The 18,742-nt window shown below is 41.8% G+C and carries 14 protein-coding genes; 6 read left to right on the top strand and 8 right to left on the bottom strand.

Features of this window, described 5'->3' with window-relative positions; translation table 11 throughout:
• Positions 1–157: 157 nt before the first annotated feature.
• From meaB to D0S24_RS18700, 3 genes are read right to left on the bottom strand one after another with little or no spacing between them, the layout of a single operon-like run.
• Entirely contained in the window at positions 158–1,192 is a 1,035-nt protein-coding gene (meaB, locus tag D0S24_RS18690; protein ID WP_251795835.1) for a methylmalonyl Co-A mutase-associated GTPase MeaB, read from the bottom strand.
• Between the two features lie 2 nt (positions 1,193–1,194).
• A complete protein-coding gene (locus D0S24_RS18695; RefSeq protein ID WP_117021352.1) occupies positions 1,195–1,755 on the bottom strand; it encodes a DUF2911 domain-containing protein in 561 nt (186 codons plus the stop codon).
• 28 nt (positions 1,756–1,783) lie between these two features.
• Positions 1,784–2,692: an aldose epimerase family protein gene (locus tag D0S24_RS18700; protein WP_117021353.1), complete on the bottom strand. Its 909-nt coding sequence runs from the start codon at positions 2,690–2,692 to the stop codon at positions 1,784–1,786.
• Between the two features lie 142 nt (positions 2,693–2,834).
• On the opposite strand from D0S24_RS18700, the gene D0S24_RS18705 reads away from it, so the two are divergent.
• Genes D0S24_RS18705 through D0S24_RS18715 form a run of 3 tightly spaced genes read left to right on the top strand, consistent with a single transcriptional unit; the run spans position 2,835 to position 5,513 of the window.
• A complete protein-coding gene (locus D0S24_RS18705) occupies positions 2,835–3,377 on the top strand; it encodes an RNA polymerase sigma factor (protein ID WP_117021397.1) in 543 nt (180 codons plus the stop codon).
• The gene (locus tag D0S24_RS18710) at positions 3,361–3,957 is read left to right on the top strand and encodes a hypothetical protein (protein WP_117021354.1); all 597 of its coding nucleotides are present in this window, start codon (positions 3,361–3,363) and stop codon (positions 3,955–3,957) included. Before D0S24_RS18705 ends, D0S24_RS18710 begins: the two co-directional genes overlap by 17 nt.
• A 35-nt stretch (positions 3,958–3,992) precedes the next feature.
• On the top strand, positions 3,993–5,513 hold the full coding sequence (locus D0S24_RS18715; protein WP_117021355.1) for a hypothetical protein: 1,521 nt from the start codon (positions 3,993–3,995) through the stop codon (positions 5,511–5,513).
• Positions 5,514–6,013: 500 nt separating this feature from the next.
• On the opposite strand, the gene D0S24_RS18720 is transcribed toward D0S24_RS18715, so the two are convergent.
• The 3 genes from D0S24_RS18720 to msrA form a co-directional block, all read right to left on the bottom strand.
• Positions 6,014–7,342, bottom strand: coding sequence for a Gfo/Idh/MocA family protein (locus D0S24_RS18720; protein ID WP_117021356.1), 1,329 nt, complete (start codon positions 7,340–7,342; stop codon positions 6,014–6,016).
• Complete coding sequence (locus D0S24_RS18725) at positions 7,343–8,734, bottom strand: DUF1080 domain-containing protein (protein ID WP_117021357.1); 1,392 nt, start codon at positions 8,732–8,734, stop codon at positions 7,343–7,345.
• Positions 8,735–8,951: 217 nt separating this feature from the next.
• Complete coding sequence (gene msrA, locus D0S24_RS18730; RefSeq protein WP_117021358.1) at positions 8,952–9,617, bottom strand: peptide-methionine (S)-S-oxide reductase MsrA; 666 nt, start codon at positions 9,615–9,617, stop codon at positions 8,952–8,954.
• Between the two features lie 600 nt (positions 9,618–10,217).
• Here msrA and D0S24_RS18735 point away from each other — a divergent pair.
• From D0S24_RS18735 to D0S24_RS18745, 3 genes are all read left to right on the top strand, one after another.
• On the top strand, positions 10,218–10,454 hold the full coding sequence (locus D0S24_RS18735) for a hypothetical protein (protein WP_117021359.1): 237 nt from the start codon (positions 10,218–10,220) through the stop codon (positions 10,452–10,454).
• A gap of 811 nt (positions 10,455–11,265) precedes the next feature.
• Positions 11,266–13,911: a PAS domain S-box protein gene (locus D0S24_RS18740; protein WP_117021360.1), complete on the top strand. Its 2,646-nt coding sequence runs from the start codon at positions 11,266–11,268 to the stop codon at positions 13,909–13,911.
• Positions 13,912–13,917: 6 nt separating this feature from the next.
• Positions 13,918–14,334, top strand: coding sequence for a response regulator (locus D0S24_RS18745; protein WP_117021361.1), 417 nt, complete (start codon positions 13,918–13,920; stop codon positions 14,332–14,334).
• Between the two features lie 336 nt (positions 14,335–14,670).
• On the opposite strand, the gene acs is transcribed toward D0S24_RS18745, so the two are convergent.
• Positions 14,671–16,578 carry an acetate--CoA ligase gene (gene acs, locus D0S24_RS18750; protein ID WP_117021362.1) on the bottom strand — a complete coding sequence of 636 codons (1,908 nt, stop codon included), beginning with the start codon at positions 16,576–16,578 and terminating at the stop codon, positions 14,671–14,673.
• A gap of 376 nt (positions 16,579–16,954) precedes the next feature.
• Positions 16,955–18,652, bottom strand: a complete 1,698-nt coding sequence (locus tag D0S24_RS18760) for a sodium:solute symporter family protein (RefSeq protein WP_117021364.1) — start codon at positions 18,650–18,652, stop codon at positions 16,955–16,957.
• Positions 18,653–18,742: the final 90 nt, after the last annotated feature.

Genomic DNA, 18,742 nt, shown 5'->3' on the forward strand with positions numbered 1-18,742 from the left:
TTAAAATTTTGGGCCAAAGATAATCAACTTTGTCCACCTATGTTACATTGGATCGCACATCTTATTGTAGGCTAGCAATTGGTACGGCTACATAATATGTATGGCAAAGGGTAGCTTATACATTTTGTAATTATTCTTCAGGTACCACATGTAAAAATTAGGGTTTCTTGGCCAGACCTAATAACTTTTCCGCGGCCTTGAACGGGGAAATTTTTCCCTCTACCACCAATTCTGTCATTTGGTCCAGATGGATTTTCACCTTTTTATTCTGATAAAATTGTTGTTTCAGCTGGTCCTCAATGGTCTGTAACAACCAGAATTTGTTCTGTGTTCTTCTCTTTGCCATTATTCCTTCCAGGCCAGGTTTATCGTCAATATAGGTCTTTATAATTTCCCATATTTCCGATATTCCCGTTTTCTGAATTGCGGAACAGCTGAGTATTTTTGGGGTCCATCCATTTTCTTTTGGAGCAAAAAGGTGCAGGGCTTTGGTAAATTCAATTTTGGCCAAGTGGGCCTGTTCCACATTGTTGCCATCGGCCTTATTGATTACAATGGCATCTGCCATTTCCATGATGCCCCTTTTAATTCCCTGTAGTGCATCACCTGCCCCGGCCAATTTCAACAATAAAAAAAAATCTACCATTCCATGTACCGCGGTCTCACTTTGGCCTACCCCGACCGTTTCCACTAAGATGGTGTCGAAGCCGGCAGCTTCGCAGAGGATTATGGTTTCTCGGGTTTTACGTGCCACCCCTCCCAAAGAATGGCCAGAGGGGGAGGGGCGGATGTAGGCATTCTTATCCTTCACCAATTCCCCCATACGGGTTTTGTCGCCCAAAATACTACCCTTGCTTATACTGCTGGAAGGATCTACCGCCAGTACGGCCACCTTTTTTCCCAAGGCCGTAAGGAAGGTACCGAAAGTTTCGATAAAGGTACTTTTGCCTACTCCGGGAACACCGGTTATACCAATCCGTAAACTTTTACCACTATGGGGCAGGCATTGGCCGATAATTTCATTGGATTTTTGAAAATGGGCACTGTTGGCACTTTCCACCAATGTAATTGCCCTGGCCAAGGTGGCTATGTCGCCGCTTAAAATACCTTGTACCAACTCTGATGTGGTCGGACTCTTTTTTCTAAAAGCTTTGGGATTACTATTTCTGTCCTTGTTTTTATTGGTGGCCAAAACTATTTCTTAATAGGAAGGCTTAGCTTGGTCTTGTCCCAGGCAAGACTAAGGTAAAGCTGTTCGTTTTCCTCAAAATCTATGGATAGGCTTTCAATGGGTTGCGATAATTGCCGTACCGGAGTGCTTACTTCTAAAACATCGGCATCGGCATTTCTACTTGTATTTTTCCCTCCACTAAAGATTGTCACTCCCCAATCGGGGATTTCGCTATTGAAAATAAAGGTCCAGGTCTCTTTACCGGGGATGGTCCATAGGGAATAGGTACCGGCGGGCAAACTTTTGCCGCCAACACTGATGTTGCTGCCGGTAGTAAAAGTGGTAGGTTCATTGGCGCCGGTCCTCCATACTACATTATAGGGTACCAATGCGCCAAAAATTTCACGACCCTTCTTAAAGGGACTACTGTAATTTACTTGTAGATCCATTCCATTCTTACCATAAGTGGCCGTTTTTTCCGGGCTAATCTTTTTGGTCTGTTCCTTTAGATAGGGCCTTCCAAATAAAAAGAAGGCCAATGCCAACACTACAACAACTGCCAGGAACCATTTAAGAAATTTCATATCCTCGGTTTTACTTGGTTTAAGGGTTCTAATTTACGAAACTAAACCTAAATTCGGTTTCATTGTAATAGGTTTCTCCGGGTTGCAAAATACTATTGGGAAAGTGTGGCTGGTTGGGAGCGTCCGGAAAATTCTGTGTTTCAAAACAGATGGCAGCAAACGCAGCAGGAGTATAGACCACCACGCCCGGTTGATTGGTCTTCACCTTCATGGACAAACCGGATCTTTCGGAAGCCAATTCGATGCCTTTTTCCAAGTTAGGATTTATGGCAAACGGAGTATCCAATCGTACTTGGCCAATTTTTTTCATCTCCAGGAAATCGTATTTGGAATTTAAAACGGAAACTATTTTTCCAGTAGGAAGTAGTTTGTCATCCGTTTCCAAGTACTCGGGGCAAGGCAACCGTAGGTTCCATTGGTCTATGGTATCTGCACCATCCAGGTTAAAATAGGAATGGTTGGTCAAGTTTACCGGCGTGGCCTTATCCGTAACGGCTTCATGAATTATGAACAAGGATGGGCCGACCAATTTATAGGTCACCGTAGATTTTAAGTTGCCAGGATAGCCTTCTTCCAAATCCTGGCTTAGGTAACTTAGTTTTACAAACGGATTTTCCCCGTCCTGTACTTGCTCTATGGTCCAATACCTCTTTCCAAAGCCCTTTTGTCCACCATGGAGATGCACCCCATCCCTGGAATAAATGGGATAGTGGACCTTGTTGATTTCAAAACCGTTATTGGATATTCTTCCGGCATAACGGCCTATACAGGCACCAAGGGCCTTGTTGTCCGTTAAATATTTTTCAGGTTCCTCCAAGCCCACCACCACATTGATGTCCATGACATCCTTATTTTTTAATATCAATTTTTGTATGATGGCACCGTAGTCCAGTACGGTCATGGTGATGAAACTATTTTTAATTGTAACTTGATTCAAGATAGCATTTTTTAAGATTTAAGATAAAAATACTATTTTTTGCAACATTACAATCATTCCGTCGTCCTTTAGGTAATTGGGATTTATCAGGAATGATTTAAATGTAACCAAACCTTCCCAACAACAACAGAAACTGGCCAAAATGTTTCAGACTGATACGGTAGAACAATGTAAACGTAATGATCGCAAAGCGCAATTGGAACTGTACAATCAATATTGTCAGGGCATGTACTGTGTGGCGATGCGATTTTTAAGAAATCCCGACGATGCGGAAGATGTGGTACAGGAATCATTTATCAAGGCCTTTCAAAAAATGGATCAGTACAAGGGAGAAGTAACCTTTGGGGCTTGGTTAAAAAGGATAGTGGTAAACAAGAGTATCGATTTTTTAAAATCGAAAAAAATCAATACCGTGGAATTGAATGAAGGGTATATGCATGTTGTGGAAGATGAAGATTGGTCGGTAGAGGACAAGGTCACCGTGGAAGAGGTAATCCATGCCATTACAGGGTTGCCGGATAAGTATAGGTATGTGGTGCAATTGTTTCTGGTAGAAGGGTACGATCACAGCGAGATATCCGAAATATTGGATATTAGTTATTCTACTTGTAGGACAAGGTTATTAAGGGGTAAAGGACAATTAAAGGAACTATTAAAATCGAACAACTATGTCGCAAGATCTTAGGGATATGTTCAGGAATTCCGATGCGGAAATAGAGCTATCAATGAAGGCTGGCCATGAACAGCGTTTTTTAAAAAGAATGGAAGGGGAACTACCGGTTTCCAAGGGTCTTTCTTTCCCTTGGTTCAAAATTGCCGCTGCTATCATAATTCTTATTGGCTTGGGGGCCTACATTTTTGTGCCATGGAATGGACAGGAAGCTGTGGAGGCTACCATAGTTGAAAAGGATAAACCCATGCCCGAGGAAAAAGGGATTTCCCTAGGGGATCTTTCCCCGGATTTAAAGAAGGTGGAGGATTATTATATGGTAAGCATAAATCTGGAATTATCACAATTGGAAATTTCCGATAGGAACAAAACCCTAATAGATAGTTATATGGAACGCTTGGAGGAATTGAATAAAGAGTATAAAAAGTTGAATGGGGAATTAAACGCAATTGGCCCCAACGACCAGACCATAACCGCCTTGATAAAAAATCTACAACTAAGATTGCAGCTGTTGTACAAACTGAGGGATAAGTTAAAGGAATTGCAAACCCATGGTATGCAAGCGGATAAGGATACTTTGATTAGGAGTGTCTGAGAAGACGAAATATTAAACTAAAATACATTGTACAGATGAAAACGATATTGAAAAAGACAGGACTTATTACGGGGATAATGGTATTGTTGTGTACCAGTGCTATTTGGGGGCAAAAAAAGACCAAAACCTTCCATGAGAATTTTAATGTATCCAGCGATGTGGTACTGGAAGTAAACACCAGTTACGCCGATATTGAATTTGAAACATGGAACAAGAATCAAGTGGATATTTCTGCAGTGGTGGAATTGGAGGATGTCTCCGAGGAGGAAGCGGACAGCTATTTTAAAAAGGAACCTATAAAAATAGTAGGAAATAGTAAGAATATAAGTATCAGTACAGCATCTGGGCACCGGGAGTTCCTAACTTACAATGCCGAAGATATTGATATCGATATTGATTTTTTGGATCAATTTAATGGGGCAGGGGGAGCCCAAACCATAGCACCATTGGTGGAGCTACCAGAACTTCCGGAAATGATGGAAATGCCCCCACTTCCCCCAATGAATATACAACCATTTGATTATGAGTCCTATAAAAAGGATGGGGAAGCCTATTTAAAGGAATGGAAGAAAGAATTTGATAAGGGTTTTGGTAAGGATTATGAAAGAAAAATGGAAGAATGGAGCAAGCGTATGGATTTAAAGCGGGCCGAGATCGATAAAAGGAGAATGGAAATGGAGAGGAAGAGGGAACAGGCCCAACAAGACCGATTGCAGCGATTGCAAGAGATACAAACCCAAAGAATGGAAATCCATGAAAAAGAGCAAGAACAAATGGCCAGATCCATAACTTCCGGGAAACAGTTGAAGGTAAGTAAGAACGATAGGAATGCCATAGCGATAAAGGTCGATTCCGCAAAGAGGACCAGTAATGAAATTATTGTGTTGGACCTGGCCCGGCAAAATGCTCCCAATGTGTTCTATTCCATAAAAAAGGGAGGGGACAAAAATGTAAAGGTCAAGAAAACGATAAAAATAAAATTGCCGAAGTCTACCAAAATTAAAATGAACGTAAGGCATGGGGAAGTTATCCTTGCCGAAAACACAAAGAATCTAAGTGCTACTTTATCCTATTCCAGTTTGTTGGCAACGACCATTGATGGCGATAAGACGTTTATAGATGCTTCCTATTCCCCTGTAAGTGTGCAAAAATGGAATTATGGTCAATTAAAAGCGGATTATTCGGATAAGGTAGATATCAAGGAAGTTGAAAACCTGACGTTAAGCGCTACTTTTTCCGATATCAATATTGATAACCTATTAAATAGGGCCTTTATAAAAAATAGCTTTGGTCCCTTGGCCATTAATGCCATTTCCAAGGATTTTACCAATTTGGATATCAACCTGCAAAACGCCGAATTCCGTTGTACCCTGCCCAAGACCGCATTTAACATTACAGTAAATGGCAGCAATTCCGAATTGGTCTACCCAAAGGAACTGTATATGGTAAAAACAAAAAATGGATATAATACCTTGAACAAGGGATATCATATAAACAAGGGTAGTGGCAAGTCCGTTATTATTAATTCCAAATTTACAGAAGTTGTTCTAAAGTAATGGGAATTGTTATTTATAACTAAACTCCTTCTGTTGGTAGAAAGCTTTAAACGTGAATTCGACATAAAAGTAATTGCAAGACATTGATTTCGTGTAAATTCAATAATTGCTACTGTCTCCTCGAGCGGAGTCGAGAGGTTATTTTGACAGTTATATCTTTAAATTGAGGTCTCGACTGCGCTCGACCGGACAAAATTATCATATATAACTGCTTTTTGCCAACTGTGGACTTCCATAGTTTATGGAAATTTATCCGGATAACCATCGGGAGCGGGCCTGCCGGTAAAGGCAGGATTTTTTAGTACATGATAAAAAATAGTTTTTCGTCATCGCGAGGTACGAAGCGATCTGTCGCCCATTGGGCAGATTGCTTCACTTTGTTCGCAATGACATATTTTTATGCTCTGATCGATTTTTGACTTGTACTTAACCTTTAATAAATAATACAGCGGGGGATTTATATAGAAAATCCCCCGCTGTATGTCATTTAATCCAACAAATTATAATTTAGGCTCCCAGCCATTTTGGTATTCCCTTTTCCAATAGGACATGGCTTCATCGTCATTTTTAACCTTTCCTGTGGTTGTGTTGATGTGAATGGTCCTACCAACATCCTGGGCAATATTCCCTAAATGACACAGCATGGTAGAAATACTGGCGTCGTTGATATCCGAATTCAGGGAAGTATCCTGACGGATGGCACTAAAGAAATTATGTATGTGATTTACATCCAAACCACCCATACCCATTGTATTGGTGGTAGCACTTTTTACCCCTTCCTCAACTTTCTTTATTAGACTACCATCCAGATTATACAGGTTGTAATCGTTTCTGCTAAGGGTAATCATTCCTTTGCTACCATAAATGGTAACCCCTCTTCCGGGCTGCTCCGGTTTAATTAAACCACGGCTATGTCCGGTCCAGGTAATAAATTTATCGTTATCAAATGTGTAGGTTACCTGTTGGTTGTCCACAAATTCCCAATCGTCCTTGAAGGTGTATTTCCCTCCAAAGGAGGTTACACTATTGGGCAGGTCCACGCTCAATGCCCAACGGCAAATATCAATTTCATGGGTACCATTGTTGTGTATTTCCCCTGTGCCCCAAGTACGGAACCAATGCCAGTTGTAAGGGTGCACATTGTCCCTGTAAGATTCCCTAGGTGCGGGACCCTGCCATAAATCCCAGTCCAATGTGTTTGGCACCTCTATTTTATTCCCAATTCCAATGGATCCCCTATTACTGGAATAATAGGCCTCGCCTTTATAGACGTCTCCAATGATTCCCTCCCGGATCTCTTTAACGGCCAATGCAGAACTTTGGGAAGAACGTTGCTGGTTTCCCATTTGCACTTTTTTGCCATATTTCTTCTGTGCGGCTACCAGAAGCTCGTTTTCGTGCGGATTGTGGCTACATGGTTTTTCTACATACACATGTTTTCCTGCCTGTAGGGCCATGATGGCCATGGGAGCATGCCAATGTTCCGGGGTGGCTATAAATACGGCATCTACCTTCTTGTCTTCCAAAACTTTTCTAAAGTCTTTTTCCACTTTGGGGACATAACCGATATTCTCTTTGCACCAAACATTGTGTTCCTCCAGAATTTTATCGTCCACATCACAACTATAAAGGATTTTGGCATTGGGGTCCTGGTTTATGGCCACGAAGTGGGCCTTGGCCCTGCTTCTCACCCCTATTACGGCTACATTAATTTTGTCATTGGCCCCTAAAATATTGCTGTAGCCCATACTTGGCATAACCAATCCTACCAAGCTGAGTGCCGCACTGCCTGCTGCTGTTTTTTTAATAAAATCTCTTCTAGTTTTCATTTATTCGCTTTTGTTTATGCTTTTAATTTTGATGTTTTTAAAAGAAACCCTATCCCCATGATCTTGAAGAAGGATGTGTCCTTGGTCCCCTTCGCCAAAATTCGGCCATTTTACGTATTTACTTTCGGATACCAATTTTCGATAGGCCTCACTTTTTCTCTCATATTCCAAAACTTTGGTGCCGTTTAACCAATGTTCAACATGGTTGTTGATAGATATGATATGTGCAGTATTCCATTCCCCGATAGGGTTAATGGGTTTGTTGGGGTCTGCCTGAATAAGATCGTACAATGAAGCTACCGTTCTACTGCCCTCGTGATTGCCCAATTTGGCATCCGGGTGACGGGCATCGTCCAAAATTTGGTATTCCAGACCAATGGAAGACCCTGGCCCTTTATTAAGGTCGGTATTTACGTAATACTTTATTCCACTGTTGGCTCCTTCCGTAAGTTTAAAATCTACTTTTAATTCGAAATCCCCATATAGTGCGGTGGTAACAATATCTCCCCCTGCTGCGGATTCTTCACCACCGGATGGCAATACGGTAAGGACACCATCCGCAATTTCCCATCCGGACTCGGGAAAATCATCCAATCGGGCCCCACGCCATCCAGTGGTGGTTTCACCGTCCCAGAGAAGTTTCCAGTTATCCTTTTCTTCGCCCACGGTAAGCTTGTTTTTGGTAATTATTGGGGTTAGGGGCGATTTTCTGGAATAGGTTTCCAGGTTGTCCGTAAGTATTTTAATGTTTTTCCAAACTATTTGGGTTCCTTCGTTTTTGTCCTTGCCTATACCGTGTACCTGTAGCGCAATAAAACCGCTAGCCGTTTTATCATCTATTAGATATGCTGCGGGGACCTCGTTTATCCAAGTTTTTATGGTATCCCCTATGGCTTCTATCCGGTAATGGTTCCAATCGTTCTGTTTAAAGGCCTGCTGCGCCTTTGGGTTGCCGTCCAAAGGATTTAACCAACCCCTTCTGCCCTCGTCATATATACCGGCACTCCAAGCCCTATCCGAGGGGTCTATTTCGATCTGGTATCCGTGTACCTTGCCGTCCTTGTAGGTTGGAATGCTATTGCTTCTGATCTGGATCCCTGAATTCATGGATGGATCTACCTTATAATCCAATTCCAAAATGAAATCCCCATACATTTTGTTGGTAGCCATAAAGGAGTTGGGAGTATTGTGAACAGTGGTTCCAACAATGGTGCCGTCCACAACATCGTATTTGGCCACCCCCCCTTTTTGGCTCCAACCGTTGAAGGACTTACCATCGAACAAATCTGCCCAAGGTGTGGTGTCCTTTTCCGTTTCTGCACAACCTATCAATAAGAATGCCAATAGAAGTATGGAGAATAGGGTAGGTGGTATTTTTGACTTTAATTCCATTTTTTAATCTTATTTTTTATATGTGGACTTGAAAGGTATAAAAAAGTGATTAAAAATTGTCCTATTGTACTAAAATTAGCCTTTTTGTTAAATTGATAATCTACCATAAAAAAGGCCGACACACCTATTGTGGTCGGCCCAATTATTTATAAATAGTTCCTATGTTCCCCTAGATAATGGCCTTCGAGAAAAGACCCAATACCTTGAAAGGTTAAAATTAATGCACCCCTTCCTTTAACAATTCAGGAAATTTAGCTTTAAATCGTTTCAGTCGAGGTATGGATACATTTCGGATATAGGAATTGTTGGGATTGTTTTTTTCATAATCCTGGTGGTAGTCCTCTGCGTCATAAAAAATGGCAAAGGGTTTTACTTCCGTGACTATAGGGGCGGAATAGACTTTTTCTTTCTGGAGTTGGGAAATGTAGTCGTTTATTATTTTCTTTTCGGAACCATTTGTGTAAAAGGCTATGGACCGGTACTGGGCACCCTTGTCCGGCCCCTGCCTGTTTAAGGTAGTGGGGTCATGGGAGCCAAAAAATACCTTTACCAAGGTTTCAAAAGAAACAACTTTTGGGTCATAATAGATTTCTACGGCCTCGGCGTGGGTGGTACGCCCATAACCCACGTCCTCATAGGTAGGGTTTTTTTCCTTACCGCCAGAATAACCGGAAATCACTTCCTGAACTCCTTTTACACTTTCAAAAATGGCCTCCACACACCAAAAGCATCCACTGGCAAAATAGGCGGTTTCGTATTGTTGAAACCCATTTTCTGAAAGATCCGCTATTATTTCATGCTTTTGTTCCGATTTGGTTTTGGATTGACAGCTGATTGCGGTAAACCCCAAGATAGTGAAGAGGGTAATCTGTAATAGTTTCATCTGTTTATATTTATTGTTTTTTATCGGTCAGACCTGCCCGACTTCTTCGTTCAGGCGGGTGTAATATCCACGCAATCATTTTCGGTGGGTTTGAAAATTTTGCTAATGGATATTTCATAGATACATTTCTTAATATTAGTATGTTATTTCCTTTATCGTGCCGGCTTATGTTTTCAAAATGTTACAAATTCTATAATCCTGTCCTTATAAAGATAGAACAGTTTTACCAAAAATTAGTATAAAAAGTACGCTATCCTTTTAGTGTCCGTAAACCAAGAATACTTACGGGAATTCGGCTTAAAAGTTTTAAAATTTCATTTTATATGCGGAATTGCCTGCCGAAATGCATCTAAAAATGCGCTGTGATAATTACTACAAATACGGAATGAATCCTGTATTTGCTCTCAAATTCCTGTAGGAATTACCGATTAAACACCAATAATATCGATTAGTGATTTTTAAACGGTTCTTCACTTGTCGAGCATTTTTCACACTTTATCGGAAGATTTGTCAGATACCGAAAAATAGGGGGTTTTGAACGATTTGTGACCCGTTAAGGGGTCCGTGTGGCGTTAAATTTACATAACAAAACAACATATCATGAAAACGCTTTTAACTTTAATTTTTGTTCTTTTTATCGGAATGGCTGCACAGGCAAACAATGTGGGGCAGGAAACGAAAGTAGAGACCGTTACCATGGGTATTGTTACTGTTCTTAATAATAAAGTTTCCGTTAAAACCGAAAACAAAGTAGCCCGTTTGTACATGTTCAAAAATTCAAGGATCAAAAAGGAATTGTCTTTTACCACAAAAATGAACAAGGCAAAATTGGCCTAATCCTATTAATTACCTATAAACGGTACATCCAATTATAGCATTCCATATTTTTTGTAATTTGGCTCTTTTGTATAAAGTTAAGGGTTGCCGAATAGGCCTTGAGTCCAATAATATAAAAGAGTTCCAGTGTTAACTAGGGATCATGACTAATGGTTGTGTTTAAGCAAATATTGTTGTCAGTCTATAAAGGAAGAATTCTACATTTTTCAATCCCTTCCGTATTCTCCTCCTTTGGTCGGAGAATCCACCTTCCCTTAACCAAGGGAAGGAGCTTTTACTTGCCGTATTAGGTAATGGTCTGGACATTAAGGCTAGATACTGTACCGACCTTGGACTTTTTCCTAAAAATGCCGTCCAGTTTCTAGACTCTGGGTAATGCTTAACTAAGTTGGGCCTTTAAATTCCCCACTATTGTATAGACTTCGCCCTTAATCATAAAAGGTGAAATTTAGTAGGATAAATATTTTACCTAATTACTTCAATCTTAAGATTTCCGGATAGCCGTGCCTTGGGGATAATTGCCCATAGCGCCTATGATCTTTTGGCTTTTGTGGCAACACTCTTACAATCGTTATATTAATAAGGATATATGCTTGGTCCTCTTCGTTTTATAAAGGAAAAATAAACTAAATTTAACAATTGGAAATTAACATTTAAAAGAGGGTACTTGAAATCCAAGATTACACGCATCTGTTCTTAACCCTTGGTTGTTAAAGTGAAAGATTGTTGGAACTTCCTACAAGATGCACATTAGGTAGGGCTATAAAATTTAACCTTTAGAAATTTTTCCATAAATAATAAGTAGTTGAATATGTATAAAAATGCTTCGGAACTACGTGAACAGTATAATAAGATCTTTATTGAACAGGCACCAACGGCTATTGCTATGTTGGACAAGGATATGCGATATATTGCGGTATCCCAACGTTGGATCAGGGATTATAAAATGGAAGGAAAGGAAATTATAGGCCGTTCGCACTATGATATATTTCCGGAAATAGGGGAGCAATGGAAACTGAACCATCAGAAATGCCTTAACGGAGCCATTGATATTTGCGAGGAGGCACCATTTAAGCGTGCCGATGGAACAATACAATGGATCTATTGGGATGTACGTCCTTGGTATGTTGCGGAGGGGGAGATAGGAGGTTTGCTCATGCATACCGGGGATATCACTCCTCAGAAGGAAAGGGAAAAGGAAAGGAACCGCATGTTGGATATTTTGGATAAGACCAGTGAAGTAGCCCGTTTGGGGATATGGGAAGTGGATTTGAAAACGAACGGCGTTTATTGGAGTCCGGTTGTTTGCGAAATACATGGGGTAACAGAAAATTTTCGGCCAAGTCTATCAACTGCCCTAAATTTTTATAAGGAAGGTGCAAGTAGGAATGTTATGCAAAAGTCGCTGGAAAAGGCCATTACACTTGGACTCCCGTATGATGTAGAAGTAGAACTTGTGACCGCCAAAGGAAAAACCATATGGGTACGGACTGTTGGTAACGGTGAATTTGAGGAAGGGGAATGTGTGCGACTTTACGGGATATTCCAGGACATAAGCCATAGAAAATTTTCCGAAATGGCACTTAACAAGGCAAATGCCGAAATAAAGGCCATATTCAATTCCAAGACCATTGCGATAATTACTACCAATGATAAAGGGGTTATAAATCATTTCAATTATGGTGCTGAATATTTATTGGGTTATTCGGCATCTGAAATTATCGGCACAAAAGTACCTAGTGTATTTACTTTGATGGAGGAGGTTGAGAGGTTTAGGAAGGATATGTCCCAAAAATATGGAATGGATCCATTAAAAGGGTTGGCGGAAAATAATGATTTTGATATTAGGGAATGGACTTATATTAGAAAAGATGGGACTAAAATTACGGTTCAGGTAACTATCTCGGCCATTAAAAATGCAGATGGGGAGATAATTGGGTCATTAAGTGTAGCATCCGATATTACGGCCACTAAAAAAGCAGAGAACGAGTTATTGCGAAAAAACCAGGTTTTGAATTTTGCGGAACGCCTTACAATGATCGGGAACTGGCAATGGAATACCATTACAGATCAGGTTAGTTGGTCTGCCAACCTTTATAAAATCTTTGGATTGGATGCAGGGCAACAGGAACTGACCTACGATACTTATTTTTCCTTCGTACATCCCGAGGATAAGGAATTGGTGACCAATCATGTTCAGATGGCCATTAAGGAGAAAAGCTTCCCGGACCTCATACATCGCATTCAATTGAGGGATGGAACGGTAAAAAATATACAGCTTTTGGCAGAAATTATGACCAATGATATAGGGGAGGTAATCGAGTTGATAGGTAGCTGTCAGGATATAACGGAGCAGCGGATGGCGGAGAAAAAATTTCGTGGACTGTTGGAGTCGGCTCCTGATGCCATGGTGATTACCGATGAGCAGGGAAGAATTAATATGATCAACAGGCAGGCGGAAAAATTATTTGGTTACAGCGTTCAGGAATTAACAGGGAAACCCATGGCAAAACTAATTCCTGATGATGTGATAGCTGCTAATTCCGAGGATTCCAAGGCTTTCCTATTTAATTCCCAAATAGGGGAGTTGGGGGAAGGAAAGGAGTTGGTAGGAATAAAGAAAAGCGGAAGGCCTATACCGATACAGATCAGTCGTAGCCCCCTTAAAACGGAAGAAGGCGTATTGGTGTCGACCGCTATCCGCGACATCAGCGCTCAAAAAGCGTCCGAACGCAAGATTCTGGAAGCAAAGGAAAGTTTGGAAATATTCTCCAAGAAATTGGTGACTAAGAATAAACAACTTGCTGACTTTAATCAAATTACATCCCATAATTTAAGAGCCCCCGTCAGTAACCTGAATTCCCTTTTAGGGTTTTATAAACATGCCCAAAGTGATGGGGAACGCAATGATCTGTTTCAAAAATTTGAAACAGTTATCAATCACCTTACATTAACGCTCAATACCCTGGTAGAGGCTTTAAATATCAAGAAAGATAATGAAGTGGATACGCTGGAGGAAATTGAATTTAATTCAGTAATGGTCAAGACACAGGAAATTCTATCCGGTGAAATTATGAGGACCGGGGCTGTAATTGAAAGCGATTTTACAAAACTTCCAAAAATTGCATATAATAAAATTTATTTGGAGAGTATTTTTCTTAACTTGGTAGGAAATGCCCTGAAATACAGGAGTACGGTTAGAGTGCCTAAAATATATGTAACCTCCGGAATTGCAAATGGTAAAAAATATTTGAAGGTTTCGGACAATGGGCAAGGGATCAATTTAAAAAGGCATGGCCATAAATTGTTTGGATTGAACAAGGTCTTCCATAGGCACCCCGATGCCAAGGGAATTGGTCTTTTCCTTACCAAAATGCAGGTAGAGGCTTATGGCGGGTCAATTTCGGCCAAAAGTGAAGTAAATGTGGGTACCACCTTCAATATTAATTTTAATTAGATTGTTATGAACAGTTCCATAAATGTTTGTATTGTCGACGATGACGACATATATCGATTTACAATGATCAAAACTTTGAGATCACTAAAGTTGACAAATAAGATCAAGGTATTTTCTGATGGAGAGGAGGCCTTGGACTTTATGTTGGACAACCTGCATAATGACAAGGAACTTCCGGATGTAATTTTTTTGGATATCGATATGCCTATAATGGACGGATTTGAGTTCATGGAGGAATATGTAAAGCTAAAACCTAAGCTGGGCAAGAAAATAACTATATATATGGTGTCCTCATCCGTAGATCCTGTGGATATTGATAGAGCCAAGAAAATAAGCGAAATTACAGATTATATTATAAAGCCTATAACCCAGGACCAATTAACCTATATTATTCAGGAATTTGTCGGTGACGGAGGCATATAATTTATTTGGCAATGAACAATTAACAATGTACAGTGAACAATGGTAAGGTGTTAAAACAACGCGGGTTCTACTGATATTTAATTGTTAATGAGTTGTTTGTGATAATTTTGTTCGGTGGAGACCCAAGAAATTTTATCCCGTTCCAAAACCCTGCCTTTGCCGTGTATGTAATTTTATTGCATATATATGCCCGCATTAGTGATTGCAGCGGCATCCTTTTTTAGGACAAAGGGGAAAAATTAAAAATGGTTAAGAGATGTTGGACATAAAAAAGATATAGCGGAAAGCACGGCCACTTTATGTTTTTCCATAAAGTGGCAATGCCCCACTGACCAATTATAGCACGTTGTCCTTAATTTCCTCTACTACCTCGGGGTTTAAGAGGGTACTGATATCGCCTAAATTGTCCATGTCCCTACTGGCAATTTTCCGCAGTATCCGTCTCATAATCTTGCCCGAACGGGTCTTTGGCAGGCCGGAAGTAAACTGTATCTTATCCAACTTGGCTATAGGGCCAATGTGTTCTGTAATGATCTGGTTTATTTCGTTCCTCAAATTATCATGGTTACGGGATTCCCCTGTCTCCTTAAGGATTACATAGCCATACAGTGCATTGCCCTTAATATCGTGCGGGAAGCCAACGATGGCCGATTCTGCCACTGCCGGATGTTCGTTTATGGCATCCTCGATTGGGGCCGTACCCAGGTTATGGCCGGATACTATGATTACGTCATCTACGCGGCCCGTAATTCTGTAGTACCCCACCTCGTCCCTGAGAGCGCCATCCCCGGAAAAGTATTTGTTGGGAAAGGCCGAGAAATAGGTGTCCTTATACCTTTCGTGATTGCCCCAAATGGTCCTCGCCATTCCCGGCCAAGGGAACTTTATGCACAGTCGGCCCTCTACCTGGTTGCCTTTGAGTTCATTGCCCTGTTCGTCCATTAGTGCAGGTTGTATCCCTATAAAGGGCAGGGTGGCATAGGTGGGCTTGGTGGGTGTTACATAAGGGATGGGCGTTATCATAATGCCCCCCGTTTCTGTTTGCCACCACGTGTCTACAATGGGACTATTCTTTTTTCCTATGACATCATTGTACCAGTGCCAGGCTTCCTCATTGATGGGTTCCCCAACGGAGCCCAATACTTTTAAGGAGGATAGGTCGTGGTTTTCGGCAAAGGATATATTCTGTTTTGCCAATGCCCTTATAGCCGTTGGGGCGGTATAGAATTGGTTTACCTTGTGTTTTTCCACGATTTCCCAAAACCTTCCGAAATCCGGGTAACTCGGCACCCCCTCGAACATCAGGGTAGTGGCACCGTTGGCCAAAGGCCCGTAAACAATATAGCTATGACCGGTAACCCAGCCTATATCGGCAGTACACCAATACACATCGTTTTCGGTGTATTGAAAAACATTCTTAAAAGTATAGGCGGTGTACACCAAATATCCAGCGGTAGTATGTACCATTCCCTTGGGTTTTCCGGTAGATCCGGAAGTATACAAAATGAACAAAGGGTCCTCGGCATCCATAATTTCGGGGACACAGTCCAAATAGGCATCTTCCAATAATGGTTGTAGCCATTTGTCCCGGCCTTCCTTCATATTAATTTTTGCATTGGTGCGGTTCACTACCAAAACGGTTTCAACACCGGGACAATCTACCAGTCCTTCATCCACAATTCCTTTTAGGTCAATGGATTTGGAACCCCTGTAAGAACCATCTGAAGTTATGACCAATTTACAATCACTGTCATTGATACGTGTAGCCAAGGCGGTAGATGAAAAGCCTGCAAATACTACGGAATGTATGGCTCCAATCCGGGCACAGGCAAGAAGGGCAATGGACAGTTCCGGGATCATGGGCAGGTATATGCACACCCGATCTCCCTTTTTAATGCCTTGGTCCTTTAATACATTGGCCAATTTACACACCCGTTCGTGCAGTTGGCGGTAGGTAATGTGTTGGGCTTCCTCCTCAGGATCATTGGGCTCAAAAATAATGGCCGTTTTATCTCCCCTGGTGAGTAAATGCCGGTCTATACAGTTTTCCGTAATATTCAGTTGTGCCCCTTCGAACCATTTTACCTCGGGCTTTTCAAAATCCCAACTTAGCACATTGTCCCACTTTTTTCTCCATAAAAAATGTTCTTCGGCCACTTCTCCCCAGAAATTTTCCGGCTCCCTTACCGATTTTCGATACACTTGATAATACTCTTCTAAATGCTTAATGTGATAATTGCTCATCGTGTTTTTAAAATTTCTATAAATTTATATAAATCATCCCTAAATGGAAGGCTTCATTCCATGATTTTACTCGATAATCGAGATTTAATTGCTCCGACGCTTGCCCGCCAGTGCCGTTCGGACGGGCCCGCCCGTGCCGTTCAGGCGGGCGTCGAAATCAAACTTGAATTTCCTTTCAATGACTCGTGGGCCTGCCTTTGTCGGCAGACAGGCTTGCCCCGAGGTAGTTTACTAGTAAAAGACTATTTTTTTGAGAAACAGTTAAAACCGTTGCCGTCAAAATTAGGTATTCCTATTCCTGGGGTCAAACCGGTCACTACACCAAAATGATAGTTGTTGTTTTTGCAATTTATTGTGCTTTAGTGTATTAAAAGATTTAGTGGTCCACTGCCTCGGCTGCACCACTTGGAATCCTAATGTTCTCCACTATTTCCTGAACATTTTCCGGGGGGGCTGGTGTAAATCTATTGATCACCAATGCCACAATAAAGTTGATGATCATGGCCACGGTACCAAAGCCTTCCGGGGAAATGCCAAACCACCATTCCGACTTATCGGGAATTTCGCCCAACCAGCCCAACTTGAATTTGGCCATATAGAACAGCATTAGGCTGATTCCTACTACCATACCGCCAATGGCGCCCTCCTTGTTCATTTTTTTGTAAAAAATGCCCAGAACAATGGCAGGGAAGAATGAGGCTGCCGCCAGTCCAAAGGCAAGGGCCACCACTGCCGCCACAAATCCCGGAGGGTGTATCCCAAAATATCCGGCAATTATCACTGCCACGGTAGCTGCGCCCCTTGCAGCCCAAAGCTCCCCTTTTTCAGAGATATTGGGTTTAAAAACTTTCTTGATCAGGTCATGGGAAACAGAGGAAGAGATGACCAACAACAATCCAGCCGCGGTACTGAGGGCAGCGGCCAAGCCACCTGCCGCCACCAAGGCAATTACCCAGGCCGGAAGATCGGCAATTTCTGGATTGGCCAGCACCATAATATCATTATCTACCGTTAATTCGTTCTTATCCTTATCGGCTACATATTGAATAATGCCATCCTTGTTCTTGTCTTCGAATCCCAATAAACCGGTTTCCTCCCAATTCTTAAACCAAAGGGGCATTAAGCTGTATTCTTTATTACTGACGGTATTTATTAAATTCATTTTGGCAAAAACGGATACCGCCGGGGCGGTAGTGTACAGAATGGCAATGAGCAACAATGCCAGTCCGGCCGATTTCCGGGCGTCTTTGACCCTTTTTACGGTAAAGAACCTAACAATAACATGGGGCAATCCTGCCGTCCCTACCATAAGGGCCAAAGTTATGGCAAAGACATCGATGACGGATTTGGAACCATCCGTGTATTCGGCAAAGCCCAGCTCTGTAGAGAGCCCGTTTAACCGATCCATAAGAAAGGTACCCGAACCATCGTTAAGTGTGGATCCCATACCCAGTTGTGGTATAGGGTTGCCCGTCATTTGAAAGGAAATAAAAATGGCAGGGACCATAAAAGCGAATATCAGCACACAGTATTGTGCCACCTGTGTATAGGTAATTCCTTTCATGCCTCCCAATACGGCATAAAAGAGCACGATCACCATTCCTATAATTACCCCGGTATTAATGTCTACCTGCAAAAATCGGGAGAATACCACTCCTACACCTCGCATTTGTCCGGCAACATAGGTAAAGGATACGATCAATGCGCAGAATACGGCCACCATACGAGCGGTGTTGGAATAATAGCGGTCCCCAATAAAATCGGGTACCGTAAACTTTCCAAATTTTCTCAGATAGGGGGCAAGTAGCAAGGCCAACAGTACGTAGCCTCCGGTCCATCCCATTAGGTATACGGAGCCGTCATAGCCAGCAAAGGCAATAATACCGGCCATGGAGATAAAGGAGGCCGCGGACATCCAGTCGGCCGCAGTGGCCATTCCATTTGCCAGGGGCGACACCCCTCCACCGGCCACATAAAACTCTTTTGTTGATCCTGCCCTGGACCAAATGGCGATTCCTATATACAGGGCAAAGGTGATTCCTACTAGAAGGTACGTCCAGACTTGAACACTCATATTTTATGGTTTTTGGTTGATATTGCGGATTGTATAAATTGGTGATCCGGAGGGAAGCCCCCATATGGTTCTGTAACTATGTCGGAAAAA

Source organism: Arenibacter sp. P308M17 (genome assembly GCF_003426735.1).
In the GTDB taxonomy this organism is placed as follows: domain Bacteria; phylum Bacteroidota; class Bacteroidia; order Flavobacteriales; family Flavobacteriaceae; genus Arenibacter.